The sequence below is a fragment of the Flavobacterium piscis genome (assembly GCF_001686925.1).
In the GTDB taxonomy this organism is placed as follows: Bacteria; Bacteroidota; Bacteroidia; order Flavobacteriales; family Flavobacteriaceae; genus Flavobacterium; species Flavobacterium piscis.
In genome coordinates this window covers 139,401-164,877 of sequence record NZ_LVEN01000004.1, presented here as the reverse complement: position 1 = coordinate 164,877, position 25,477 = coordinate 139,401, and the positions used below count along the sequence as shown (strand labels likewise).

The 25,477-nt window shown below is 34.8% G+C and carries 16 protein-coding genes; 11 read left to right on the top strand and 5 right to left on the bottom strand.

Features of this window, described 5'->3' with window-relative positions; translation table 11 throughout:
• Window positions 1–176: 176 nt before the first annotated feature.
• A complete protein-coding gene (gene gldA / locus FLP_RS03430) occupies window positions 177–1,073 on the bottom strand; it encodes a gliding motility-associated ABC transporter ATP-binding subunit GldA (protein WP_065448129.1) in 897 nt (298 codons plus the stop codon).
• A 143-nt stretch (window positions 1,074–1,216) separates the two neighbouring features.
• Here gldA and FLP_RS03425 point away from each other — a divergent pair, with 143 nt between their 5' ends.
• Window positions 1,217–1,804, top strand: a complete 588-nt coding sequence (locus FLP_RS03425) for an outer membrane beta-barrel protein (RefSeq protein WP_065448128.1) — start codon at window positions 1,217–1,219, stop codon at window positions 1,802–1,804.
• A 210-nt stretch (window positions 1,805–2,014) separates the two neighbouring features.
• Window positions 2,015–2,596: an outer membrane beta-barrel protein gene (locus tag FLP_RS03420; RefSeq protein ID WP_065448127.1), complete on the top strand. Its 582-nt coding sequence runs from the start codon at window positions 2,015–2,017 to the stop codon at window positions 2,594–2,596.
• A gap of 321 nt (window positions 2,597–2,917) precedes the next feature.
• Here FLP_RS03420 and metE read toward each other — a convergent pair whose 3' ends face one another.
• Window positions 2,918–5,239 carry a 5-methyltetrahydropteroyltriglutamate--homocysteine S-methyltransferase gene (gene metE / locus FLP_RS03415; protein WP_065448126.1) on the bottom strand — a complete coding sequence of 774 codons (2,322 nt, stop codon included), beginning with the start codon at window positions 5,237–5,239 and terminating at the stop codon, window positions 2,918–2,920.
• Between the two features lie 158 nt (window positions 5,240–5,397).
• On the opposite strand from metE, the gene FLP_RS03410 reads away from it, so the two are divergent.
• The 5 genes from FLP_RS03410 (at window position 5,398) to FLP_RS03390 (ending at window position 11,858) form a co-directional block, all read left to right on the top strand.
• Window positions 5,398–5,859 carry an Lrp/AsnC family transcriptional regulator gene (locus FLP_RS03410; protein ID WP_065448125.1) on the top strand — a complete coding sequence of 154 codons (462 nt, stop codon included), beginning with the start codon at window positions 5,398–5,400 and terminating at the stop codon, window positions 5,857–5,859.
• Window positions 5,860–5,979: 120 nt separating this feature from the next.
• The gene (locus FLP_RS03405; RefSeq protein ID WP_065448124.1) at window positions 5,980–7,161 is read left to right on the top strand and encodes an L-lactate MFS transporter; all 1,182 of its coding nucleotides are present in this window, start codon (window positions 5,980–5,982) and stop codon (window positions 7,159–7,161) included.
• 109 nt (window positions 7,162–7,270) lie between these two features.
• Complete coding sequence (gene pflB / locus FLP_RS03400) at window positions 7,271–9,505, top strand: formate C-acetyltransferase (protein WP_065448123.1); 2,235 nt, start codon at window positions 7,271–7,273, stop codon at window positions 9,503–9,505.
• An 84-nt stretch (window positions 9,506–9,589) separates the two neighbouring features.
• A complete protein-coding gene (gene pflA / locus FLP_RS03395) occupies window positions 9,590–10,372 on the top strand; it encodes a pyruvate formate-lyase-activating protein (RefSeq protein WP_065448122.1) in 783 nt (260 codons plus the stop codon).
• A 139-nt stretch (window positions 10,373–10,511) separates the two neighbouring features.
• Window positions 10,512–11,858: a deoxyguanosinetriphosphate triphosphohydrolase gene (locus tag FLP_RS03390; RefSeq protein ID WP_065448121.1), complete on the top strand. Its 1,347-nt coding sequence runs from the start codon at window positions 10,512–10,514 to the stop codon at window positions 11,856–11,858.
• 86 nt (window positions 11,859–11,944) lie between these two features.
• On the opposite strand, the gene FLP_RS03385 is transcribed toward FLP_RS03390, so the two are convergent.
• The 3 genes from FLP_RS03385 to FLP_RS03375 all read right to left on the bottom strand — a co-directional run bounded on the left by FLP_RS03385 (window position 11,945) and on the right by FLP_RS03375 (window position 15,608).
• Entirely contained in the window at window positions 11,945–12,946 is a 1,002-nt protein-coding gene (locus FLP_RS03385) for a DUF3078 domain-containing protein (RefSeq protein ID WP_065448120.1), read from the bottom strand.
• 34 nt (window positions 12,947–12,980) lie between these two features.
• Window positions 12,981–14,768 (bottom strand): 1-deoxy-D-xylulose-5-phosphate synthase, encoded by a 1,788-nt coding sequence (locus FLP_RS03380; RefSeq protein WP_065448119.1) that lies wholly within the window; start codon window positions 14,766–14,768, stop codon window positions 12,981–12,983.
• 66 nt (window positions 14,769–14,834) lie between these two features.
• Complete coding sequence (locus tag FLP_RS03375; RefSeq protein WP_065448118.1) at window positions 14,835–15,608, bottom strand: hypothetical protein; 774 nt, start codon at window positions 15,606–15,608, stop codon at window positions 14,835–14,837.
• Window positions 15,609–15,668: 60 nt separating this feature from the next.
• On the opposite strand from FLP_RS03375, the gene FLP_RS03370 reads away from it, so the two are divergent.
• The 4 genes from FLP_RS03370 (at window position 15,669) to pbpC (ending at window position 25,282) form a co-directional block, all read left to right on the top strand.
• Window positions 15,669–16,112, top strand: a complete 444-nt coding sequence (locus tag FLP_RS03370) for a nucleoside deaminase (RefSeq protein ID WP_065448117.1) — start codon at window positions 15,669–15,671, stop codon at window positions 16,110–16,112.
• A 33-nt stretch (window positions 16,113–16,145) separates the two neighbouring features.
• Window positions 16,146–16,778 (top strand): hypothetical protein, encoded by a 633-nt coding sequence (locus FLP_RS03365; protein ID WP_065448116.1) that lies wholly within the window; start codon window positions 16,146–16,148, stop codon window positions 16,776–16,778.
• A gap of 309 nt (window positions 16,779–17,087) precedes the next feature.
• Window positions 17,088–22,769 carry an alpha-2-macroglobulin family protein gene (locus tag FLP_RS03360; protein WP_065448115.1) on the top strand — a complete coding sequence of 1,894 codons (5,682 nt, stop codon included), beginning with the start codon at window positions 17,088–17,090 and terminating at the stop codon, window positions 22,767–22,769.
• A gap of 137 nt (window positions 22,770–22,906) precedes the next feature.
• The gene (pbpC, locus tag FLP_RS03355; RefSeq protein WP_065448138.1) at window positions 22,907–25,282 is read left to right on the top strand and encodes a penicillin-binding protein 1C; all 2,376 of its coding nucleotides are present in this window, start codon (window positions 22,907–22,909) and stop codon (window positions 25,280–25,282) included.
• Window positions 25,283–25,477: the final 195 nt, after the last annotated feature.

Here is a 25,477-nt window from a genome sequence, read left to right as displayed (position 1 = left end):
GAAATCAACACAGAATCTCTGTGCTTTCTAAAGGCTCTTATATAAAAATCTTTGTGTTCTCTGCGGTAAAATAATTAGTGAAAGTAAGATCAGAAAGTATTGCAAAAAAAGTCAATTATTTCTATAAGAGAAACAATTGACTTTTATCTGTAAACTGAGACTGTAAACTGAAAACTCTATTTAGTAATTTCTCTAAATACGGCTTCGAGGTTTTTATTTTTTTGATTAAGCTGTAATGTTTTCAAACCATTTTCGTTGGCAAAATCAAAAATAGCGGGACGCATATCTTTTTCGGCAACAAAAGTGAGTTCCCAGGTCATATCATGAATATTTTTATATGACGTAATATTTTCGAGCTTTGCCAGAAGTTGTTCCTGTATCTGATAATCAAATTCTACTTCGATAACTTGTTCTTTATTTTCAGATACTAAATGATCTAATTTTTTATCGGCAACAATTTGTCCTTTGTCAATAATAATGACACGATCGCAAATAGCTTCGACTTCCTGCATAATATGAGTCGATAAAAAAACCGTTTTATCTTTTCCCACATTTTTAATTACGTTACGAATTTCCATTAACTGATTCGGGTCCAAACCAGTAGTAGGTTCATCCAGAATTAAAACATCCGGATTGTGCAATAAAGCATTCGCAAGTCCCACACGCTGGCGGTATCCTTTAGACAACTGTGCTATTTTTTTATGGCTTTCCGGTGTCAGTCCTGTCAGTTGAATTACTTCTTCGATTCTTGATTTTGGAACCTGATAAACATCGGCATTAAAAGCCAAATACTCACGAACATACAAATCCAGATACAACGGATTATGTTCCGGTAAGTAGCCAATAGAACGTTGAACTGACTTTGCGCTCGTCATGACATCATGACCATTTACAAGTGCTGAACCGCCATCGGCAAGTATATAAGTAGTCAAAATTTTCATTAAAGTAGATTTTCCTGCTCCGTTTGGACCAAGAAATCCAACGATTTCTCCTTTTTGGATAGAGAACGAAATTGAATTTAATGCTTTTTGAGTTCCGTAACTTTTTGATATGTTGTTTACTTCTATCGACATGACTTTTTATTTGCTACAAAAGTAAACAGAAATAGTTTTGATTACTAAATTTTGCCTTTTAAAGAATCGAATTTAAAAATGAATTATTCAGGAACAGTGGCATCTTTATTGTTAAAGGAGTATTAAAATTTATAAATATCACAATGAAAAAAATGTTAGTTGTTCTTGCATTAGCTATGTTTAGCTTTGCAAATGCTCAAAAAGGGTCTATTTTAGTTATGGGAAGTATTGAGTACAATTCTCAAAATGTATCAAATGCAGGTTCTGAAACTAAAGAGAATTATTTTGGTTTTTCTCCTAAAGTAGGTTATCAATTTCACGAAAACTGGACTGCGGGTATTGAAGCAGGAGTTGGTTCTTCAAAAAGAGAATTTGGTAATACTGAGGCTAAAGTAAATGATTTCTCTTTAGGAGGTTTTTTACGTTATTCTAAGCCATTAAATCAAACTTTTTCTGCCTATGCTGATTTAGGAGTTGGTTACCAAAGTACAAAAGAAACAAATACTGTTGGACCAATTTCTGGAATTAATAAAGGAGATGGTTTTTATATTGATGTTACTCCTGCAATTTTCATTAATGTTAATAAAGGATTTGGTTTAAACTTCAATATTGGAGGTTTAGGGTATAATACTTATAATTTTGATGGAAATACCGGTAACGGAGATAACGTTAAAAACTTTAATTTCACTTTCGGAAAAGCATTTTCTGTAGGGATCTCAAAAAATTTCTAATTTTTAGAAATATATTTCAATTTCGAAAAGCACTCCTATTTGGAGTGCTTTTTTTGTTTTTTAAGTTTTTTCTTTACAGAAATGTTAAGCCAATATTTTTACCTTATTTCTTTAATGTGATGATTTTAACAAATTGTTACTAAATGTGTTGTAGATGGATATTGGTATTTTTGTTGTTGTGTCTATGTAAATTTTAATAATCATTTACATATGAAAAAAATGCTACTTATTCTTGCATTAGCTACGGTAAGCTTCGCAAATGCTCAAAAGGGAACAGTTTTAGTTGGTGGAAACATTGGGTATAATTCTCAAAAAATTGACCGCCCAATCGCTGAAGCGAAAACAAATACGTTTGAGTTTTCTCCAAAAGTGGGTTATCAGTTTCACGATAACTGGACATTGGGTGCTGAATTTACGATTCAGTCTACAAAAACTGATAATGGAGGAGGAGAAGGTAAATTTAATGCTTACAAATATGGTGCGTTTGTACGCTATTCGGTTCCGTTAAGTGAGACATTTTCTGTATTTGCTGATTTAGGAGCTGGTTTTCAAAATCAAAAAATCAAAAATTATGAAAATGGAAATCTTGTTGGTAAAACTAAAGCAGATGGTATGTACGTAGGCATTACTCCGGCTCTTTTTATTAACATGAAAAAAGGTTTTGGTTTAAACTTCAGCATTGGTGGTTTAGGTTACGAAACAATGAATGTTGAGAATAACGGGGGAGATAATAGCCGTTTCTACTTCAATTTTGGTAAAACAGTTAATATTGGAGTTTCTAAAAACTTCTAAATTAAATTAAGTTTTAGATTAAATCAAAGCACTTCAATTGAAGTGCTTTTTATTTGTAATTATAACATCTACATCTCCTGAAAATAAAAATTTCTCGTTTAGCCCCGATAGAAGCGGTATCCTGTTGTGGCGGGGTTCGCCATAACAGATATAGTGGATAGCGGGACAAAAGGTGTTTTGTAAAACTGAAATTTTTCTGCTTCAAAAAAAAACTAAACGCAAAAATGCCAACAAAAGTGAAGTCGGAAAAATTCATAACTACAAGAATTCCGACTCCACCAGTTGGCACTAAAAAACAAAAATATTTCTAATAAAAAATGATTAATTCACAGGAGTTTCAACAGCAGCTCTCATTTCCTGAGCAGCTGCAACCATTTCGATCAAAGCTTTTTTGGTTTCATCCCAATGGCGTGTTTTTAAACCACAATCAGGATTCACCCATAATTGATCTACCGGAATTACAGCCGAAGCTTTTTCTAACAAACGAACCATTTCGGTACTTGACGGAACACGCGGTGAGTGAATGTCGTAAACTCCGGGTCCAATTTCGTTAGGATATTTAAAGTTGGCAAAAGCATCTAAAAGTTCCATTTGAGAGCGTGAACATTCGATTGTGATCACGTCAGCATCCATATCGGCAATATTCTGGATAATATCATTGAACTCGCTGTAGCACATATGCGTATGAATTTGCGTGTCGTCGTTTACACCGCTTGCCGAAATTCTAAACGCTTTTACAGCCCAATCTAAATAGTTTGCCCATTCCTCTTTTCTCAATGGCAAACCTTCTCGGATCGCTGGCTCGTCAATCTGGATAATTTTGATTCCTGCTTTTTCTAGATCAACAACTTCATCACGAATGGCTAGAGCAATTTGCGTACAAGTTTCAGAACGTGGCTGATCGTTACGAACAAACGACCATTGCAAAATCGTTACAGGACCTGTTAGCATTCCCTTTACCCATTTAGGGGTCAAAGATTGTGCATATTTAGACCATTTTACGGTCATTGGGTTTGGTCTCGATACATCACCATAAATAACCGGAGGTTTCACGCAACGGCTACCATAACTTTGGACCCATCCGTTTTTTGTAAAAGTAAAACCTGCCAATTGTTCCCCAAAATATTCCACCATATCGTTACGTTCGAATTCTCCGTGAACCAGAACATCGATTCCGGTTTGCTCCTGAAAACGAATCGTAGCTTCGGTTTCTTTCTCGATCAAGTCGTTGTATTGTTCGGTAGTTAGTTCCCCTTTTTTAAATTTCGCTCTCCAGCTTCTCACTTCAGCGGTTTGAGGAAAAGATCCAATGGTGGTGGTAGGGAACAAGGGCAGGTTTAAGGCTTCGATCTGACTCTTTCTTCTCGCAGCAAAAGTACTTTTACGTTTGTCATCTGTTGCTGTAATTGAGGCAACACGCGCTTTAACTTCATTATTATGAATTAATGTTGAGGTTTTACGATTGTCGTTGGCAATTTTGTTTCTTTCGTAAGCAACAGAATTTTGTGCAATCGTTTCGTTAGAAGCCAATTGTTTTAATACAACAACTTCATTAATTTTTTGTTTGGCAAAAGCCAGCCATTGCTTGATTTCAGGAGTTAGCGTTTCATCATTTGTTTCTAAATCTAAATCGCACGGACTGTGAATTAAAGAACATGATGGTGCTACCAGAATTCTGTTTTCGCCTAAAGCATCGGTTGCTTTTTTGATTAAATCTAAAGATTTCTTGTAATCATTTTTCCAGATATTTCTTCCGTCAACCACTCCCAAAGAAAGATTTACATTTGGAGCCAGTTTTCCGGATTCTAAAATATCATCTAATTGAGACGGACAACGTACTAAATCTAAATGAAAAGTATCTACCGGCAAAGCCAATGCCGTTTCAAGATTTTCTCCAAAACAATCAAAATAATTCGCCAGAACGATTTTAATATTCGGGAAACGTTCGTTGATTTGGTTGTACACTTTCGTGAAAGTATTACGCTCTTTGTCGGTTAAGTTTAAAGCTAGGAAAGGTTCATCTAACTGAATGTATGCAACTTTTTCGGCTTGTAGTTTTTCGAAAATTTCGAAGTAAACAGGCAGTAATTTATCGATAAGATCAATTCGGTGAAAACCCTCTTCTTTTTCTTTTCCTAAAAGCAAATAAGAAATGGGTCCTATTAAAACCGGTTTTGTAGCAATTTTTAAAGCATTTGCTTCTTTGAATTCATTGATTATTTTTTCTGAAAACAATTCGAATTTTTGATTCTTGGTAAATTCAGGAACAATATAGTGGTAGTTGGTATCGAACCATTTTGTCATTTCCATGGCTACTACATCCTGACCGTCTTTTTGAGCTCCTCTAGCCATCGCAAAATACAAATCGATAGGAGAGTTTGTCTTTGCCAGTTCGTGGTATCTTTCAGGTATTGCTCCTAAAGTTAAAGTAAGATCGAGTACTTGGTCATAAAAAGAAAAATCATTAGACGGAATCAAATCTACTCCGGCTTCAGCTTGTAAATGCCAGTTTTTGCGACGAATGTCTTTTCCCGTCTGGAGCAATTCATCAACCGAAAGTTGTCCAGCCCAATACAATTCACAGGCTTTTTTTAATTCTCTGTTGCTGCCAATTCTTGGATAACCTAAATTATTTGTTTTCATTTTTTATTTCAGTATTTTTTACTGAACAAATTTATTGTTTTAGGTTTTATAACTTATATTTGATAATTATTTCAGTAAATTGTATTTTATAAATATCTTATTGAAGATTATATTACTGACGAATCTCTTTAAAAACAATTTTAGCAGTAAAAAACACTATGGAAAACTTAGATAAAACCGATTTGTTGATCCTAAAATACCTTCAGGAGAACTCCAATATCAATACAAAAGACCTTGCAAGTAAATTATTCTTAACTGTTACTCCTGTTTACGAGCGTATAAAAAGACTCGAACGTGACGGTTTTATTACAAAATATGTAGCATTGCTGGATAAGAAAAAAATGAACCGCGGAATGACTGTCTTTTGTAATGTCCGCTTAAAAGAGCATGCGAAAAATGTGGGAAGTAATTTTGTAAAAGATATTGTAGCACTTCCTGAAATCATAGAATGCTATAACATTGCAGGCGATTATGACTTCATGCTTAAAATTTTGGTTCAGGATATGGCTAGTTATCAGGACTTTGTAATGAATAAGTTGTCGACTATCGAAAATATAGGAAACACCAACAGTATTTTTGTAATGGGAGAAATAAAACACAGTACAGCATTAGAATTTTAATTTTTTTTACAACGTTTTCGTAAATTTTTATTGGTATTTTGATGAAAACAAGATAAAAATCACGTTTTCTGTTAGTCTTGACTTCTAAATTTGTAAGACGCATATTAAATATGGCGCCTTATGATAAAAATAAATAAATGGGTGATTGCATCAGCAGGAATGTTATTGCAATTATCAATAGGTTCAATTTACGCTTACAGTGTCTGGATTAATCCAATTAACGAATTAAATGGCTGGGATGCCCATCAACTAAAGCTTTCGTTTAGTTTAGCCATCTGTTTTTTAGGCCTTACGGCCGCTTTTATGCAAAAATTTGTTCGAAAAATTGGACCTAAAAAAGCGGGATTGCTTGCCGCATTGTTTTTTGGAGTAGGATTAATAGGAAGCGGATTTGCTATTGCAGAAAAGTCATTACTATTGTTTTACTTATTTTATGGCGTAATAAGCGGTATAGGTTTAGGATTTGGATACATAACGCCTATCGCAGTTGTTGTAAAATGGTTTCCTGAAAAGCCCGGCTTTGCAGGAGGATTGGTTATTATGTCTTTTGCCGTGGGATCGATATTAGCTTCAAGACTTATTTTGCCTCTAGTAGAATTACTGGGTGTTCCTGGTGCTTTTTATTTATTAGGCACCGCTTATTTTTTAATAATGGTGTTGGCATCATTATTCCTTATACTTCCTGTTTCCAGTACTCAGATCGAGAATACTGTACAAGATAATGCTACTATTCCTTTAAAAGTATTGCTAAAAGACGTTCGTTTTTATGGTCTTTGGTTCATGCTTTTTTTTAATACAATCTGTGGTATTGCCTTGATTTCTATTGCAGCACCGATGGCAAAACAATTAATACATATTACGGATAGCCAGGCGATTAATTTTGTTGCTTTTATCGGTTTTTTTAACGGATTTGGGAGATTATTCTGGTCCAGTATTTCTGATAAAATTGGCAGATGGTCTACTTTCTTTTTGTTTTATACAATAGGAGCCTGTTGCTTTCTGGTTTTAAGTCAGACAAGTTCTCCAATTTTATTCCAATTAATGATATTTATTATTATTAGTTGTTATGGTGGTGCATTTGCAACAATCCCGGCTTTTGTTAAGGATATTTATGGGCCAAATAAAATGAGCTCACCTTTTGGTTTTATATTAATAGCCTGGTCAGTAGCTGCCTTTGTTGGTCCGGGATTAATTGGACTAACTAATGATTACACAACAATTTTTTATTTGTTTGCCGGAATTCTGATGTTTACTGCCATTATGTGCGTAATATTAAAACAAAAGCTTATTTATAAAGAATAATTACGAATTTTATAAAAATAAGCTTTGTTTATGATTATTATCATGATTTTAAGCTTAAAAAGTGTCTAAATTTGAGTATATAATAAACGCAATTAAATTATTTTGAGTTATGAAAGCAAGTGTCGAAAAAATGGTATTTACACCCGGAAAATGGGGGGCATCAGTGAACGTTCAGGATTTTGTTTTAAAAAACATTACTCCTTATGAAGGGGATTCTTCTTTTTTATCGGGACCATCTGCAAAAACTACCAATTTATGGAATATCTGTAAAGAGGCTTTATTAAAAGAACGAGCAAATAACGGATGTTCAGCCATAGATGTAGAAACAATCTCAACAATTAATGCATTTAAGCCAGGCTACATTAATAAAGAAGATGAAGTGGTTGTAGGTTTGCAAACAGATCTATTGTTGAAACGAGCAATGAAACCTTTTGGAGGTATTAAATTGGTTGAATCTGCTGTAAAAGAAAGAGGATTGCAAGTTTCTGATCGTGTAATCGATATTTTTAACTACGCTAAAAATCATAACGAAAAAGTTTTTGATGCTTATGATAAAGAAATTAGGGATTATCGTTCTAAACATATATTGACAGGTTTACCTGATAATTATGCCCGCGGACGTATCATTGGTGATTTCCGTCGTATGGCCTTATATGGGGTTAATCAGCTTATTGCTTTTAAAAGAGAAGATCATAATAAGGTTGGCGGTGAAATGACGGAACATAAAGTTCGTTTACGTGAAGAAATTTCGGCTCAAATTAGTGCCTTGCAGGATATGCTTATAATGGCTGCTGATTATGGTTTTGATATTTCACTTCCTGCGCAAAATGCAAAAGAAGCTGTTCAATGGGTTTATTTTGCTTATTTAGCTGCAGTTAAAGAACAAGATGGAGCCGCAATGTCTTTAGGAAACGTATCTTCATTCCTTGATGTTTATATAGAAAGAGACCTTAAAGAAGGATTAATTTCAGAATTTGAAGCACAGGAATTGGTAGATCAGTTTGTAATGAAATTGAGAATGGTGCGCCATTTAAGACCTGGAGCTTATGATGAAATTTTTGGAGGAGACCCAACCTGGGTAACAGAATGTATTGGAGGTATGTTTAATGACGGAAGAACGAAAGTAACCAAAACTTCATTCAGATTCCTTCAGACATTATATAATTTAGGAGCTTCTCCAGAACCAAATTTAACGGTTTTATGGTCAGATGATCTTCCGCAGGGATTTAAAGATTTCTGTGCGCAAGTATCAATTGATACATCATCAATTCAATACGAAAATGATGATTTGATGAGACCAAACAGAGGTTCTGATGATTACGGAATTGCTTGTTGTGTATCGCATCAGGAAATTGGTAAATCAATTCAGCACTTTGGGGCACGTGCCAATTTGCCAAAAGCATTATTAATTGCTTTAAACGGAGGTAGAGAAGAACGTGGCGGAGCATTAATCATGAAAGATATTCCGTTTATTCACGACGAAGTATTAGACTATAATGTAGTAAGCAATGTATTTAAACGTACGCTAAAAGAGGTTGCCAGAGTATATGCCAAATCAATGTATATTATTCATTATATGCATGATAAGTATTATTACGAAAGAGCTCAGATGGCTATGATTGACTCTGATCCGCACGTTGATATTGCTTATGGAGCTGCAGGTATTTCAATTATTGCAGATTCGTTATCTGCCATTAAATATGCTAAAGTAAAACCAGTAAGAAATGAAAACGGAATTACAGTAGATTTTAATATCGAGGGTGATTATCCTAAGTTTGGTAATGATGATGACAGAGTAGATTCTATTGCTCAGGAAATTACAGCTTTCTTTATCAAAGAGCTTAGAAAACATACTGCATATAAAAATGCAACACCAACTCTTTCATTATTGACGATTACTTCGAATGTAATGTACGGAACCAATACAGGAGCAACTCCTGACGGACGTAAAGATGGTGAGTCTTTTGCGCCGGGAGCAAACCCAATGCATGGTCGTGATTGTAGTGGAGCAATTGCTTCATTAAATTCTGTAGCAAAATTGGATTACAATGATGCACAAGATGGTATTTCTAACACGTTTTCAATGATTCCGAAATCATTAGGAGATACCAGAGCAGAACAGGTAACAAATTTGGTAAACACCATAGATGGTTATTTTGCGCAAATGGCACATCACTTAAATGTAAATGTATTAAATCGCGAAACCCTTCAAGATGCTTATAATCATCCTGAAAATCATCCACAATTGACCATAAGAGTTTCGGGTTATGCTGTTAATTTTGTGAGATTATCAAGAGCGCATCAATTAGAAGTTATAGCGCGTACTTTTCATGAAGCAATGTAAATCGAGCGAATTGTAAAGTTAAAATAGGTTGGCTGGAATGTAGTCAGCCTATTTTTTTTTAAATTTATTTAAAATATATAAATTATGTATTTTCAATTACAAGATATTGAAGCCGCTAAATTAAACATTGATGATCCGGATCATTTAAGAATACACTCTCTCGAAACCTTTGGTACTCATGATGGTCCCGGTATTCGAATGGTTGTATTTGCGCAGGGATGTCAGTTTAGGTGTTTATATTGTCAGAATCCGGACACACTCGATGTAAAAGGAGGCTCTTTGGTCGAAATAGAAGAATTAGTAAAAAGAGCTGTTCGCCAGAAAAGCTATTTTGGTAAAACCGGAGGAGTTACAGTTTCCGGAGGAGAACCTTTACTCCAAAGAAACAAATTGCTTCATTTTTTTAAATTGCTTCACGAACAGGGAATCAATACTTGTCTGGATACGAACGGAAGACTAAATAATCATCAGGCACAGGAACTTTTTGATAATACAGATCTTTTGTTATTGGATGTAAAACATATTAATGATGAGATACACCACAAATTAACTGGTTTAACCAATAAAAACACATTAGAAGTTGCCGCCTATAGAGAATCTACAGGAAAACCAATGTGGTTAAGATATGTTTTAGTTCCCGGCTGGACAGACCAACCAGAATATCTGGAAGAATGGGGACAACATTTTACCAATTATAAAACTGTCGAGCGCGTAGAGATTATTCCGTTTCACCAACTTGGATCTCAAAAATGGGAATTGCTTAATATGCCTTACGCACTTAAAGATACTGCAGCACCAACAGCAGAAAGTAAAGCAGAAGCATTTGCTATTTTTAGTAAATATTTTAAAAATGTAATACTTAAGTAAAAAGTTGTGTGCAGCCTGAATATGCAGGAGGTTTATCTTTTAAATAATATATTTTGTTGAATGAAATCCTAAATAAAACGTATTTTTGACGCTTAGATGAGAAATCTGCAATCTACAATCTGAATTCTAAAATACAAAAATGAACTGGGAACAACTTTTATCACTCAAACGCCAAGGCGATACTAGCAAGAGATTACGTGTAGAACAAGACGATACCCGACTGGGTTTTGAGGTTGATTATGATAGAATTATCTTTTCGGCTGCATTTCGATCACTTCAGGATAAAACACAGGTTATTCCGCTTTCTAAAATAGATTTTGTACACACTAGACTTACGCATAGTTTAGAAGTTTCGGTTGTAGGACGTTCTCTTGGACGTTTGGTAGGGAAAAAAATCATTGAGAAATATCCTCACTTAAAAGAAATTCACGGTTATCATATGAATGATTTTGGTGCTATAGTAGCTGCGGCTTCTTTGGCACACGATATTGGAAATCCACCTTTTGGACATTCTGGTGAAAAAGCCATTGGAGAATATTTTTCGATAGGAAACGGATTAAAATATAAAGATCAGTTAACTGCCAAACAATGGCAGGATTTAATTGATTTTGAGGGAAATGCAAACGGATTTTCGGTTCTTACAGCAAGTCGTCCCGGAATTGAGGGCGGTCTTAGAATTTCCTATGCTACTTTAGGTGCCTTTATGAAATATCCAAAAGAAAGTTTACCTAAAAAACCAACAAATGATATCGCCGATAAAAAATACGGTTTCTTCCAGACGGATAAAGCATTCTTTGAAGAGGTAGCCAAAGATATGGGCATGATTGCCAATAAATCAGGAGATGATATTGGTTTTGAAAGACATCCTTTAGCTTATTTGGTTGAAGCAGCAGATGATATTTGTTATACTATCATCGACTTTGAAGACGGAATAAATTTAGGATTAGTATCTGAAGATTATGCTTTAGAATATTTAATAAAATTAGTAAAAGATAATATTGGCGTTGCCAAATACAAAACTTTAACCACCAAAGAAGATAGAATTAGTTATTTGCGTGCTCTTGCAATTGGAACTTTGATCAACGATGCCGTAAATGTTTTTATTGAAAATGAAGAAGCGATCCTGGCAGGAAAATTCCCTTTTGCTTTAACCGATAAAAGTAAATACAAAGCGCAAATGAATGATATCATCAATTTAAGCGTTGATAAAATTTATCAGAGCCGCGAGGTTATAGAGAAAGAAATTGTAGGTTATCAAATCATTCAGACTTTACTGGATAAATTTATAACTGCATTTAATAATAAATACGAAGGCACTGCTTCAAACTACGATAAATTAATTTTGAAAATGTTGCCTGAAAAGCATCAATTAGAAAAAGAGAATTTATACGAACGTTTGCTTCATATTTGTCATTACGTTTCGCTTTTAACGGATGGAAACGCATTAGAATTATTCGAAACCATTAACGGAAGAAAAAAGAATTAAATATTTTTTTTCTTTTTGATATAAAAAAAAAACACCCGATAGAAATTGTTTCTATCGGGTGTTTTTTGCTTAATAGCGATACTGTTTTATTGAAAAGCATATACTAAACCTACGCCCAAAACCTGTCTCAGCTGAGCTCTTGGTCCGTCGTTTACCTGAGAAGTTGATCCTGTAGTTGGGTCAACAACATCTTTTTTAGTTTTAATATCGTCATCATAAACCAAATGAATACCAATATTTGCTTTTACATAAGCATTTACAACAAGATCTAAACGAGTATCATAATCTACGTCGACATTTCCGAATTTGTTCAAATAATCGGTGTATAAACTTAATCTGTTCTCGTAGAAAATGTTTTTGAAAATTTCGTTTTTCATGTATGCAGTTAGTAAAATACCAAATTCCGCTTTTACTTTCTGCCCGTTTTCAACTATAATTTGAGAATTAGGATCCATAGGATCCGGAGCATAAATTGCTTTTTTAACACCAAAAGATCCTTGGTTGGCCAAATCCTGATCTAACACCAAAGTAGTTTTTAACGTAATAGGAGAGAAGTAAAACGTTCTGTTTTTCTTTTTATTTGAGTTTTCAGCTCCAGCTCCCAAGAATACATAGGCTGGTGCGAAAGGTTTCGAAATAGCAATATCTCTGTTTGGGTAATTATATCCGTTTGTAAACTGCGTATTGAAATTAAATTTAGCCGAATAATACCAATTCGAAATGGTATCTTTTCTAAATCCGTAAGTAGAATTCAGCATCACAGCATCATCAGTCTTTCTTAATTCGGTACCGTCTTGTTTATTTAAACCATACTTTATGATAAGTTCGTTCGCCCATTTATGATTTCCTTTGATGTAAGTTCTTCCAAATTCGCCTTTGAACAAACCTGAGATCGAACTTGTTCCCCCCGCGCTCCAGTTCACAAAAGCAATTTCGGAAATATCAAATCCCAATTGATTTTTCTTAGTCCAGTTAGAAGGTGGCGGCGGCAGCTGATTAGGCGCTAAAGTCGTTTGTATGATTTGAGCAAAGTTATGTGAGGTACACAAAAGCAATAGAAGCAAAAGGGTAGAACGCAATAATTTCATTATGATTTTAGTTTTTTTTGGTAGTGCAAAATAATTATTTTGTATCGGTTGAAAAAAGATTTATCAAACTTTTAACGTCTATTTTGCATAATTGTTGTAATTGATTTGCAGTTCCATGTTCAATAAACACATCAGGAACGCCTAAAATTTCTATTTTATTTTTATAATTATGCGCTGCTGCAAACTCTAAAATGGCGCTTCCAAAGCCTCCGTTTATAGTTCCTTCTTCAACAGTTATAATCCTTTCAAAATCATTGAAAATACTAATCAATGATTTGATATCTAATGGTTTGATAAATGGAAAGTCATAGTGTGCAATTGACTCGGAGTTGTCACATTCATTAATCGCTAAAGTGACATTATTTCCAATTGTTCCGGTTGATAAAACAGCTGTTTTTGTTCCGGGTTTTAATTGACTAGCCTGTCCTATAATAATTTGTTCATAATGTCCGAAATTTTCTACTTCCCAATTTGGTAAAACGCCTCTACCTCTCGGATATCGAATCGCAATAGGATGATTTAATCCTAATTGGGCCGTATATAAAATGTTTTGCAGCGCAATTTCGTTGATTGGAGCATAGATAATGATGTTTGGAACGGCGCGTAAATAAGCAATATCAAAAACACCGTGATGTGTTGCTCCATCTTCGCCAACCAAACCTGCACGATCTATACAAAAAATAACCGGTAAGTTTTGTAATGCTACATCATGAATGACCTGATCGTAAGCACGTTGTAAAAAAGTAGAATAAATGGTGCAATACACAATCATGCTTTGAGTTACCATTCCGGCAGCAAGCGTCACGGCATGTTGCTCAGCAATTCCTACATCAAAAGCACGTTCGGGAATTTCATCCATCATGAACTTTAAAGAACTACCAGATGGCATTGCAGGCGTAATTCCGATGATTTTATTGTTCTTTTTGGCTAAATCCAAAATGGTCAGCCCAAAAACATCCTGATATTTAGGAGGTAAATTTTCTTCAGATTTTAAAATGATTTCACCAGTTGACGCATCAAATTTTCCAGGTGCATGATATTTTACCTGATTTTCTTCAGCTTGTTGCAGGCCTTTTCCTTTTGTAGTTATGATATGAAGGAATTTAGGTCCTTTTATCTTTTTTAATCGGTTTAATTCTTTAATTAAGGTTGGAAGATCATGACCGTCAATTGGTCCGGAATAATCGAAGTTAAGAGACTTGATCATATTGTTCTTCTTCGGATTCTTTCCTTCTTTTACAGCGGTAAGATATTGTTTGAGAGCACCAACGCTGGGGTCAATCCCGATCGCATTATCATTTAGAATCACCAATAAATTTGCATCTGTAACTCCGGCATGATTTAAACCTTCAAAAGCCATTCCTGATGCGATAGAAGCATCACCAATAACTGCAATATGTTGTTTATCGAAATCTCCTTTTAGTTGAGAAGCAATCGCCATTCCGAGTGCGGCAGAAATAGAAGTAGAGGAGTGTCCAACGCCAAATGCATCGTAAATACTTTCACTTCTTTTTGGAAAACCTGAAATGCCGTCTATTTGCCTGTTGGTATGAAAGATTTCCCTTCTTTCGGTCAAAATCTTATGTCCGTAAGCCTGATGTCCAACATCCCAAACCAATAAATCTTCCGGAGTATTAAAAACATAATGCAAAGCAATCGTAAGTTCAATAACACCAAGACTAGCGCCCAAATGCCCTTCTTTTACTGAAACAATATCGATAATAAATTGACGTAATTCCTGTGCAATTTGAGGAAGTTGCGCTTCGGTTAATAAGCGTAAATCAGTTGGATTGTATATATTGGAAAGTAAGTTGCTTTTCATTGTAAGGTAAAAAGCAAATTTACGGTTTTAAATTTAATTAGGAAGTAAGGTTTTATTAGCAGTGTTTTACTTTTTAATTGTAATCGGTAAAACGTAAGTTGATCGAACAATTTTGTTTTTTAGTTTTCCGGGAATCCAATTTGGAGTTTTTTCTAAAATTCTGATAATATCTTTTTCACTTGCTGATGTTGTATTTTCAAGTATTTTAAAATTGCTAAGACTTCCGTCGCCTTCAATTACAAATAAAACGGATATTTCTCCTTGTTTTGATGTGTTAAGATTTTTTGAAAAATTAGAATTGAATTTTTTTATTCCATTTTTTGGAACAGCTGCAATGTCTAAATCATTTGAATTATAAATAATTCCGTAATGTCCAGATTGAGGTTCCCCTTGTTCAGATTGAGAATGTTCTTCAGCGTTAAGTTTGTCTATAGGCATCAAAATAATTCCAGTAGTAGCATGTTGTTCTGGTTTGACATCTTCTACAACTTCAATTGTATCTATTTTTTTCTTATTTCCGTCTTTGTCTTGACAACTAAATAATGTAGTGCCCATAGCTATAAAAAGTGCCAATAAAAACATTTTTTGATAATGGATTTGGCTGTGTAATATTTGAGATGGAATCTGAATATTTATTTCGCTTAACTGTTCACTTTTAAGTCGTCCACAGACATTTTTATGTGAAATAAAATACTGCTGAATTTCCTCCGGAAGCATTGCCGTGAAATCAACAACGGTTTTAGAACAACTCAAACAAAATCTTCCATTGTCTTTTGGTGTCATCTTATCCCAGTTCTCATGGCAAGGTTCAGGAATCGTTAATTTAAATTTTTGCTCCATATTTAAATTTCAAAATTTAAATATAATAAAAATAAAGTCTAAAGTTCTATTTTTGCAATTATGATAAATCCCTTCACCGACGAATATTTTATGAAAAAAGCTTTGCAGGAAGCTGAGATGGCTTTTGATAAAGGTGAAATTCCTGTTGGAGCTATAATTGTCGTTGCAGACAGAGTAATTGCAAGCAGTCATAATTTAACCGAATTACTGAATGATGTTACGGCTCATGCCGAAATGCAATCGATAACTGCTGCCGCAAACTTTCTGGGCGGAAAATATTTGAAAGATTGTACACTTTATGTTACGCTCGAACCTTGCCAAATGTGTGCAGGTGCTTTGTACTGGAGTCAGATTTCTAAAATTGTTTTTGGCGCCCGAGACGAACAACGTGGTTTTATTGCCATGGGAACAAAATTACATCCCAAGACTACAGTAGTTTCAGGTATTATGGCAAATGAAGCGGCGGATTTAATGAAGCGTTTTTTTATTGAGAAGCGTAAGTAAGATATGTTGAATTATGTTTTATAAATTAATGACATGACCGATTTCTCCACTATTAAAAAACTATTTCATATTACAGAATCTTGTGGGTTTGCTTCTGATGAAATTCAGGTTGTAAAAGATATATTTGGAGATCTTCCAAAAGTATTCACAGATTATTATACTGAATTAGGTAAAATTCAAAATCTGAATCATACTCAGGATTTATTAGTTATACCAGAGCGATTTCAATATTACAAACATGACGATTATTTGATATTTTATTCTGAAAATCAAAGAGCTTGTGTTTGGGGAATTCACAAAGGCGATTTGTCGAAATCTGATCCGCCGGTTTATATGAGTGAGGATCAAAAAACATGGAAACTGGAAACAGAAACCTTAACGGGGTTTTTTACAGCAATGGCTTTTCTTCAGGCTGGTTTTGCATTAGAGTTTCCATGTAATACATTTTATGAATTAGAACCTCATGAACTCGATTTTATAACTGAAAGCTTCGCTAGCAAGGATGTTTCTTTTAAACAATGGCTTGAGGGAATAAATTTCTATGGTAATTACGATGATGATGTTATTGTAATTATGGCTGGCAACCAATTGTTTTATGCTTCAAATTCAGAAACTCATTTTCTTGAGATGGATAAAGTTTTATCGAAGTTGGGAACAGAGCTTTAAATCATCTTACGAAAACAAATGCCATGGCACAGACGGGAGTGGCATCCTTTTTCTTACTTCTTTAGCAATGAAAAGATATAACGAATCCCTAAACTTCAGGAGAAATAGCTCCTTATAAAACTAAATTACCTTTTTCTAATTTAAGAATTTAAATAATTAGCTTCCGCGGAATTTTCCTCTTAAATTATATAGAAAAATAATCTATATTTACTACAACATAATTGGCAAACCAATAGTTATGCTTTTAACTGTAAAAAGTTAAAACGTACTGCCAATTTTGAATTTATAACCTTATAATTCTATAGAAAAGTGAAAGTAAAAGGATTAGTTCTCGCGTTTTGTGTTTTTTTTATTTTTCAATCTTGTGGTAGAAAATCTGCCGCCGATTTCAATTCCGATTTTTCATTATTTAAGGATTATATCGTCAGCTTTACGGGGGGAATTGTTTCCTCGGAATCTGATATTCGGGTGGTTTTGGCTTTCGATAAAAAAGACTGGAAAGTCAATCAGGAATTAGATGATGATTTATTTGATATTTCGCCAAATGTTCGTGGAAAAGTAGTTGCGCTTTCGAGCAATACGCTTGCTTTTATTCCGGAAAAAAAGTTAAACCCGGGAACAGAATATCAGGTGACTTTAAACTTAGATAAACTGATCACACTCCCAAAAGAGAAAGAGGCAACGCTTTCTAAATTCAACTTTACGGTAAAAACAATCAAACAGGATTTTACAATTAATACGATAGATATTCAGTCGTATAGTAAACAATACCAATATTTGAATTGTGTGCTTAAAACGGCAGATAATATTGATATTGACACGGCTATAAAATTAGTTTCGGCAAGTCAGAAAGGAAATAATCTTAAAATTAAGTTCGAAAAAAAATCAGGAACTGCTAAAGAATTCAATTTTATAATTGATAGTATTCAGCGTTATGATGAAGCGACAAACTTGGAGATTGCATACGATGGAAATGATTTTGATATCGACCAAAAAGGACAATTAGATTATGCCATTACAAGTATTAACGAGTTTAAAATTGTAAAAGTTGATGTTCCGGATGGAAGTAATCAGTCGGTTTTGATTAATTTTTCGGAACCATTAGAAAAAGGTCAGGATTTTAAAGGTTTGGTTTCGATTCAGAATACCAATAATTTAAAATTTTCTACTCAGGGAAATGTCCTGAAAGTGTATTTTACTAATGAAGCTGTGGCTAAAAAAGAAGTTCCGGCTCCGGTTGTTGTACAAGAACCAGTATATGCTAGTGTCGATTCTTCATCAGTTGTAGTAGATTCTGCTACGGTAGCTGTAGATTCAGTTGCTGAAGAAGTAGTTGAGGTTGTTCCTGACGAAACGCCAGAGCCAGTGATAACAGGAGAATTACTGCTGGAAGTTTTCGAGGGAATCGAAAGCCAGTACGGTAAAAAAATGGACTCGAATTACACGGAGAAAATTACTTTCGATCAAATAAAACCAAGTGTTCGCTTTATTAAAAATGGAACAATTTTACCGAGTTCAAATAATTTAAAACTGAATTTTGAAGCTGTAAACTTAAGTGCGGTTGATGTAAAGGTTTATAAAATCTACAAAAATAATATTCTTCAGTTTCTTCAATATAATCAATTAAACGGAAGTCAGAATCTTAAAAAAGTAGCGCAGCCAATTGCAAAAACAACCCTAAAATTAAATGAGAGCGGTTTAATAAATCCTACCAGATGGAACACCTTTGCATTAGATTTATCTAAAATAATTACGCCGGAACCTGGAGCAATTTATAGAGTAGAATTTGTGTATAAAAAGAAATATTCTTTATACAAATGCGAAACATCAGACGGAGACCAAAATGAAGAAGACGAAGAAGAAGTTGATGAAAATGATGTAAATTATAGCGGCAATTCGTATGATGATTACGAGTACGATTACGGAGATTATGACTGGAGAGAAAGTGAAAATCCGTGTACAAACTCGTATTATTATAATGCCAAAATTGCTACCAATATCTTAGCTACAGATTTAGGGGTTATTGCGAAAAGAGGAGAAAATAAATCGTATTTATTTGCCGTAAACAACATTGTTACTACAAAGCCGGTTTCTAACGCCAGAGTAGATTTGTATACCTATCAGCAACAAAAAATAACTACGGGAGCCACCAGCAGCGAAGGAATTGCTTCTTTTCAGCTGGATAAATTCGCTTATTTTGCGATCGTTACTTTGGGCGATCAGTCGACTTATGTAAAACTCGATGACGGACTTTCGTTATCACTAAGTAATTTTGATGTTGCAGGTGAGACTTTGCAAAAAGGATTAAAAGGATTTATTTACGGAGAGCGCGGCGTTTGGCGTCCCGGAGATAATTTGTATTTGTCTTTTATTTTGAATGATGCTGCGAATAAACTTCCGAAATCTCATCCTATAAAATTTAGATTGAATGATCCTAACGGAAAAACGACCTATCAAACGATTCAGAGAACGAACGAATTAAATCATTATTCTTTTGTGGTGCCTACAAGTGCAGAAGCGCCAACAGGAAACTGGGAAGCCATGATAAGCGTAGGTGGAGCTAAGTTTTATAAGAGTATTAAAATCGAAACGATCAAGCCAAATCGTTTGAAGATAAAAAATAATTTCTCCAGAAAAACACTTTCTTCTTCGTATCCAAACACGAGTAATCTTGAAGTTACCTGGCTTCATGGCGCTATTGCGAAAAACCTGAACGTAGAAATGCAGGCTAAGTTTTCACAACAAACCACTACTTTTAAAGGATATGAGAAATTTAGTTTTGATGATTTGGTACGCAAATTTAGTACAGAAGAAATCAATGTTTTCTCCGGGAAATTAAACGAAAACGGAAAAGCAACGGTAAATATAGAACCTAAATTACAAGGTCAGGCGCCAGGAATGCTTCGCGCTTCATTCATTACAAAAGTATATGAAGAAGGAGGAGATTTTAGTACAGATGTTATCTCTACAACCTATTCTCCGTATAAAACGTATGTGGGAATTAAATCTCCTGAACCTAATAAATACGGAATGCTGGAAACCAGAGCAAAAAATCGCTTTGAGGTAGTTACTGTTGATGAAAACGGAAGACCAAAAGCGGTTAAAAATCTTGAAGTAAGAATTTACAAAGTAGATTGGAGATGGTGGTGGGATTCGTCAAGTGATAATTTGTCTAATTATAATTCATCAAACTCAACAACATCTTATAAATCTACCATAATTGACACCGATTCCAGTGGAAAAGGAAGTTTTGAATTTGAGCTAACCGATGAAGAATGGGGACGTTACTTAATTCGTGTTTCAGATGATACAAGTGGTCATGCAACATCATTGACTGTAAATATAGACTGGCCAATATGGTCCGGAAAAACGCGTAACAGAGATGCTTCGACAGCAAATATGTTAGTGTTCTCAACAGATAAACATAATTATGCAGTAGGCGAAAAAGCCCAGATCTCTTTCCCGTCAAGTGAAGGTGGCCGCGCTTTAATTTCGATCGAAAACGGATCAAGAGTAGTACAAACAATTTGGGCAAAGACTCAAAAAGGAGAAACTAAGGTTGAAATTCCGATCACGGCGGCGATGGCTCCAAACGTGTATTTTAATATTACACTTTTACAGCCACACGCATCGACTAAAAATGATTCGCCAATTCGTATGTACGGTATCGTGCCTATTGAAGTTGTTGATAAAAATACCATTCTGGCACCAACACTTTCAATGCCGGATGTATTAAAACCTGAACAGGCTTTTACAGTAAAAGTAGGGGAGAAAACAGGTAAAGAAATGACCTATACAATTGCAGTTGTTGACGAAGGATTATTGGATTTAACCCGTTTTAAAACACCAAATGCCTGGGATAGTTTCTATGTTCGAGAAGCTTTGGGAGTAAAAACATGGGATATTTATGATGATGTAATAGGTGCTTATGGCGGAAAAATAAATCAGATTTTCAGTATTGGTGGAGATCAGGATTTAGGCGGTGGAAAAGCTAAAAAAGCAAATCGTTTTAAACCTGTTGTGTTGTATTACGGGCCATTTAAATTAGAAAAAGGACAAACGAAATCACATCAGTTAAAATTGCCAAAATACATTGGTTCGGTTAGAACTATGGTGGTTGCAGGTGATGCCAGTACAAGTGCATACGGAAGTGTAGAAAAAGCAACTCCGGTTCGTAGTCCGTTGATGGTATTGGCTTCGTTGCCAAGAAAAATATCACCATCAGAAAAAGTGACTCTTCCGGTTACGGTTTTTGCTACAGAAAGTAAGATTAAAAATGTTTCAATTCAGATTAAAACCAGCCCTGGATTAAAAGTAATGGGAAGTGCTACTCAAAGATTGACGTTTGCACAACCTGACGAAAAAATGGCTTATTTTAATTTAGTTGTAGGTTCGGCAACCGGAATTGCAAAAGTTCAGGTTATTGCCACTTCAGGAAACGAAAGATCGGTTTATGATGTTGAAATTGACATGACAAACCCTAATCCGCTTACAAGTACGTATACAGATGTTCTTTTACCTCCAAATAGTACTAAAACTATTTCATGGAAAACCTTTGGAGTTTCAGGAAGTAATAAGGCAAGATTAGAGGTTTCGTCAATGCCAACAATCAATTTGAACGGAAGATTACAGTTTTTAATTCAATATCCACATGGATGTGTTGAGCAAACGACTTCATCTGTCTTTCCGCAATTATTTCTGAATGATGTTGTCGATTTAGATGCGACCAGAAAAGAACTTATTCAAAAAAATATCACAGCAGGAATTGCAAGATTAGGCAGTTTTCAATTGTCGAATGGAGGATTACCTTATTGGCAGGGAAATACAATTGCCGATGATTGGGGAACTTCATACGCCGGACATTTCCTGATTGAAGCAGAGAAAAAGGGTTATGTTTTACCAATAAACTTTAAATCAAAATGGACTTCGTATCAGCAAAAAGAAGCGAAACAATGGCGTTTTGAACAAAAATATGGGAATGATTTAGCGCAGGCTTATCGTTTATATACACTGGCTTTAGCCGGAAATGCCGATTTATCTTCAATGAACAGATTACGAGAAACAAAAGGTATTTCGAACGAAAGTAAGCTTCGTTTGGCTGCAGCGTATGTTTTGGCCGGACAAAAATCAGCCGGACAAAATTTATTATTGCGTACCAGTATTGATAGTGAATCAAGTGATTATAATTATTACTATTATGGTTCAAGCGAAAGAAATCGAGCAATGGCTTTAGAAACAATGTTGCTTTTAGACCAAAAACAAAAAGCATTCTCGATGGCTTCAAAATTAGCTAAAGAAATGTCTAATAACCAATGGATGAGTACGCAAACTACTGCTTATTGTTTGTATGCGATGTCGAAATTTGCTGCAAGTAATGGTCCTAAAGGAATTAATATTCAGTTTAGTAAAAATGGAAAAGGGGAAACGATAAGTACTCAAAAAACAATTGCAGACAGAAGTTTAGTTGTGCAAACAGGTTCTAATAGTATTACTTTAAAAAATAATAAAAGCAATACGATTTATGTTCGTGTTCTGAATACAGGGATATTGCCAATCGGACAGGAAAATGTAGTCCAAAGTGATGTTTCGGCTGCTATCGTTTTCAAAAACAGAAAAGGCGGCGTTATCAACGTTTCGAAAATAAATCAGGGAACTGAATTTGTTGCTGAGGTTACGGTTAAAAACCAAAGAAACGAAAGTGTTCAAAATGTAGCCTTATCGCAAATTTTACCTTCAGGATTCGAAATCGTAAATACTCGCTTTACAGATTATGGAGACGCCACAAATAATGTGGCAGACTATATTGATATTCGAGATGACAGAACTAATTTCTATTTTGGATTAAAATCCAGAGAAACTAAAGTATTTAGAATCTTATTAAATGCATCTTATCTAGGGAATTATTATTTGCCTGGATTACAATGTGAAGCGATGTACGATAACACATTCCTGGCCAGAACAAAAGGATTCTGGGTTGAGGTGGTGAAATAGGAAATAAAATGGCCCACGGGTTTTGCGGATTAAACGGATTTACACTGGTTTTTAGTTTTGGATTAAGAATTTTATTTAAAATTGATCTGTGAAAACCCGTTTAATCCGTAAAATCCGTGGGCCAAAATTTAAAAATCTTGAAAAATAAATTAATAGCGTTTCTACAACGCATTATAAACTGGATAAAAAAGAATAAAATAAAATCAGCAATTGCGTTTCTGCTCTTGCTGATTTATTATTTCTCCATACCCCGAACTTTATTTCAGGAACCTTATTCTACGGTAATTGAAAGTAAAGAAGGAGAATTATTAGGTGCTAAAATTGCTCGTGACGGACAATGGCGTTTTCCTGCTCAGGATAGCGTTCCAGATAAATTCAAGAAATGTATTGTTTATTTTGAAGACGAATACTTTTATCAACATCCAGGATTTAATCCGATTGCGATGGTAAATGCGATCAAACAAAATAGAAAAGCAGGGAAAGTCGTAAGAGGAGGAAGTACATTAACCCAACAAGTTATTCGTTTATCCCGAAAAGGAAAAGGAAGAACGTATTTCGAAAAGTTTATCGAAATTATCAAGGCAACGCGATTAGAATTAGGATATTCTAAGAATGAAATTCTCGAATTGTATGCTGCACATGCGCCTTTTGGAGGAAATGTAGTGGGACTTGAAATGGCTTCATGGCGTTATTTCGGGGTACAATCCAATCAATTGTCATGGGCGGAAAGTGCGGTTCTGGCTGTTTTGCCTAATGCGCCGAGTTTGATTTATCCGGGTAAAAATCAGATAAAGTTGTTGAATAAACGTAATCGACTTTTACTAAAGCTACATCAGGAAGGAGTAATTGATAAACAAACGTATGAACTTGCGATAGAAGAACCATTGCCTCAAAAACCATATGATTTGCCTCAAATTGCACCGCATTTATTGCAACGAGTATCGAAAGAAGATGAAGGAACACGCGTAAAAACAACAATTGATTATGCTTTGCAGAATAGAGTCAATCAAATTGCGCGATATTATTACAATCAATACAAGCAAAATGAAGTTAATAATCTGGCGATTTTGGTAATTGATGTTTCGAATCGAAATGTGATGAGTTATGTAGGTAATGCTCCAACAGATCGGGATCACCAGAAAGATGTTGATATTATTGATGCGCCAAGAAGTACGGGCAGTATTCTTAAGCCTCTTTTATATGCTGCAATGCTGGATGATGGCGAATTATTACCGAATACTTTGGTAGCCGATATTCCGACGCAAATTTCAGGGTATACTCCGCAAAATTTTAATTTAACTTTTGATGGAGCCGTCCCTGCACATCGTGCTTTGTCAAGGTCTTTGAATATTCCGGCAGTTTTGATGCTTCAGGATTTTGGTGTGAATAAATTTTATGAAGAATTACAGAAATTTAAATTAAGGGATATTAATAAAACGCCGGACCATTACGGATTATCGCTTATTTTGGGTGGTGCCGAAAGTAATCTATGGGATTTATGCCGAACGTATGCTAATCTATCTTCTACGGTGAATCATTACACTAAAAATAATGCAAAATACCGAACTAAAGAATTCACGGAACTCAATTACAGAAACGATTTTGAACCTGATTTTGGATCAGAAACAGATCAGAAAAATATATTAGGCGCGGGATCGATTTGGCTGATGTATAATGCAATGGAAGAAGTAAACCGACCGGAAGGAGATGAAGCCTGGAAGTTTTATGACAGCTCGTTGAAAATTGCCTGGAAAACCGGAACCAGTTTTGGAAATCGCGATGCCTGGGCAATTGGTACAAACTCTAAATATGTAGTGGGAATTTGGGTCGGAAATGCAACGGGCGAGGGAAGACCAACTCTAACGGGAGTTACAAGTGCCGCTCCCATTTTATTTGATGTATTCAATTTGTTACCGAGACAAAGATGGTTTCAAACGCCTTATAAAGATCTTGATGAAGTTGAGGTTTGTCGCTTAAGCGGTTATTTGGCTAAAGAAGAATGTCCTAAAATTAAACAATGGGTTCCTAAAAAAGGAAAATCTACAGCGGTTTGTCCTTATCATAAAAAGATTCATTTAGATAAAACCGAAAAATTTCAGGTCAATAGTAGTTGCGAAAGTATTGATAATATAGTTACCAAAAATTGGTTTGTTTTGCCACCTGTAATGGCTTGGTATTATAAAAGCCAGCATATTGAGTATTTGCCCTTGCCGCCTTTTAAAGAAGATTGTCAGGGAACTCAAACAACAACTATGGATTTTATTTATCCCAAAGCAAACAGCAAAATTTATTTAACGAAGAATTTTAATAGCGAAGTGCAACCTGTAATTTTAAAAGTTGCTTATTCTGAAAGAGACAAAGAATTGTTTTGGTATGTTGATGATGTTTATAAAGCCACAACAAAAACGTTTCATGAATTGCCTATTTCTCCAACGACAGGAATACATTATATTACGGTTGTGGATGCTTTTGGGAATGAAATTAGAAGAAAAATTGAAATTGTGAGGGAATAAAATTTTAAAAATTCCAATTTAGAAATTCCAAGCATGGGACGAAATTGCATTAAAAAATCGCCACGACCCGAGCGATAGCGAATTGGCGAAGCAATTCACGAATTATTATAACATTAAATTCGTGAATTCGTGGCGAAAAAAAAACGCAAAAAAAGCCATAAAAAAACCGCCAATCTTTCGAGAGGCGGTTTTATT

Excerpts from the sequence above, each read along its gene's own strand:
- gldA (WP_065448129.1), bottom strand. The coding sequence starts at position 1,073 with ATGTCGATAGAAGTAAACAACATATCAAAAAGTTACGGAACTCAAAAA.
- FLP_RS03425 (WP_065448128.1), top strand. The coding sequence starts at position 1,217 with ATGAAAAAAATGTTAGTTGTTCTTGCATTAGCTATGTTTAGCTTTGCA.
- FLP_RS03420 (WP_065448127.1), top strand. The coding sequence starts at position 2,015 with ATGAAAAAAATGCTACTTATTCTTGCATTAGCTACGGTAAGCTTCGCA.
- metE (WP_065448126.1), bottom strand. The coding sequence starts at position 5,239 with ATGAAAACAAATAATTTAGGTTATCCAAGAATTGGCAGCAACAGAGAA.
- FLP_RS03410 (WP_065448125.1), top strand. The coding sequence starts at position 5,398 with ATGGAAAACTTAGATAAAACCGATTTGTTGATCCTAAAATACCTTCAG.
- FLP_RS03405 (WP_065448124.1), top strand. The coding sequence starts at position 5,980 with ATGATAAAAATAAATAAATGGGTGATTGCATCAGCAGGAATGTTATTG.
- pflB (WP_065448123.1), top strand. The coding sequence starts at position 7,271 with ATGAAAGCAAGTGTCGAAAAAATGGTATTTACACCCGGAAAATGGGGG.
- pflA (WP_065448122.1), top strand. The coding sequence starts at position 9,590 with ATGTATTTTCAATTACAAGATATTGAAGCCGCTAAATTAAACATTGAT.
- FLP_RS03390 (WP_065448121.1), top strand. The coding sequence starts at position 10,512 with ATGAACTGGGAACAACTTTTATCACTCAAACGCCAAGGCGATACTAGC.
- FLP_RS03385 (WP_065448120.1), bottom strand. The coding sequence starts at position 12,946 with ATGAAATTATTGCGTTCTACCCTTTTGCTTCTATTGCTTTTGTGTACC.
- FLP_RS03380 (WP_065448119.1), bottom strand. The coding sequence starts at position 14,768 with ATGAAAAGCAACTTACTTTCCAATATATACAATCCAACTGATTTACGC.
- FLP_RS03375 (WP_065448118.1), bottom strand. The coding sequence starts at position 15,608 with ATGGAGCAAAAATTTAAATTAACGATTCCTGAACCTTGCCATGAGAAC.
- FLP_RS03370 (WP_065448117.1), top strand. The coding sequence starts at position 15,669 with ATGATAAATCCCTTCACCGACGAATATTTTATGAAAAAAGCTTTGCAG.
- FLP_RS03365 (WP_065448116.1), top strand. The coding sequence starts at position 16,146 with ATGACCGATTTCTCCACTATTAAAAAACTATTTCATATTACAGAATCT.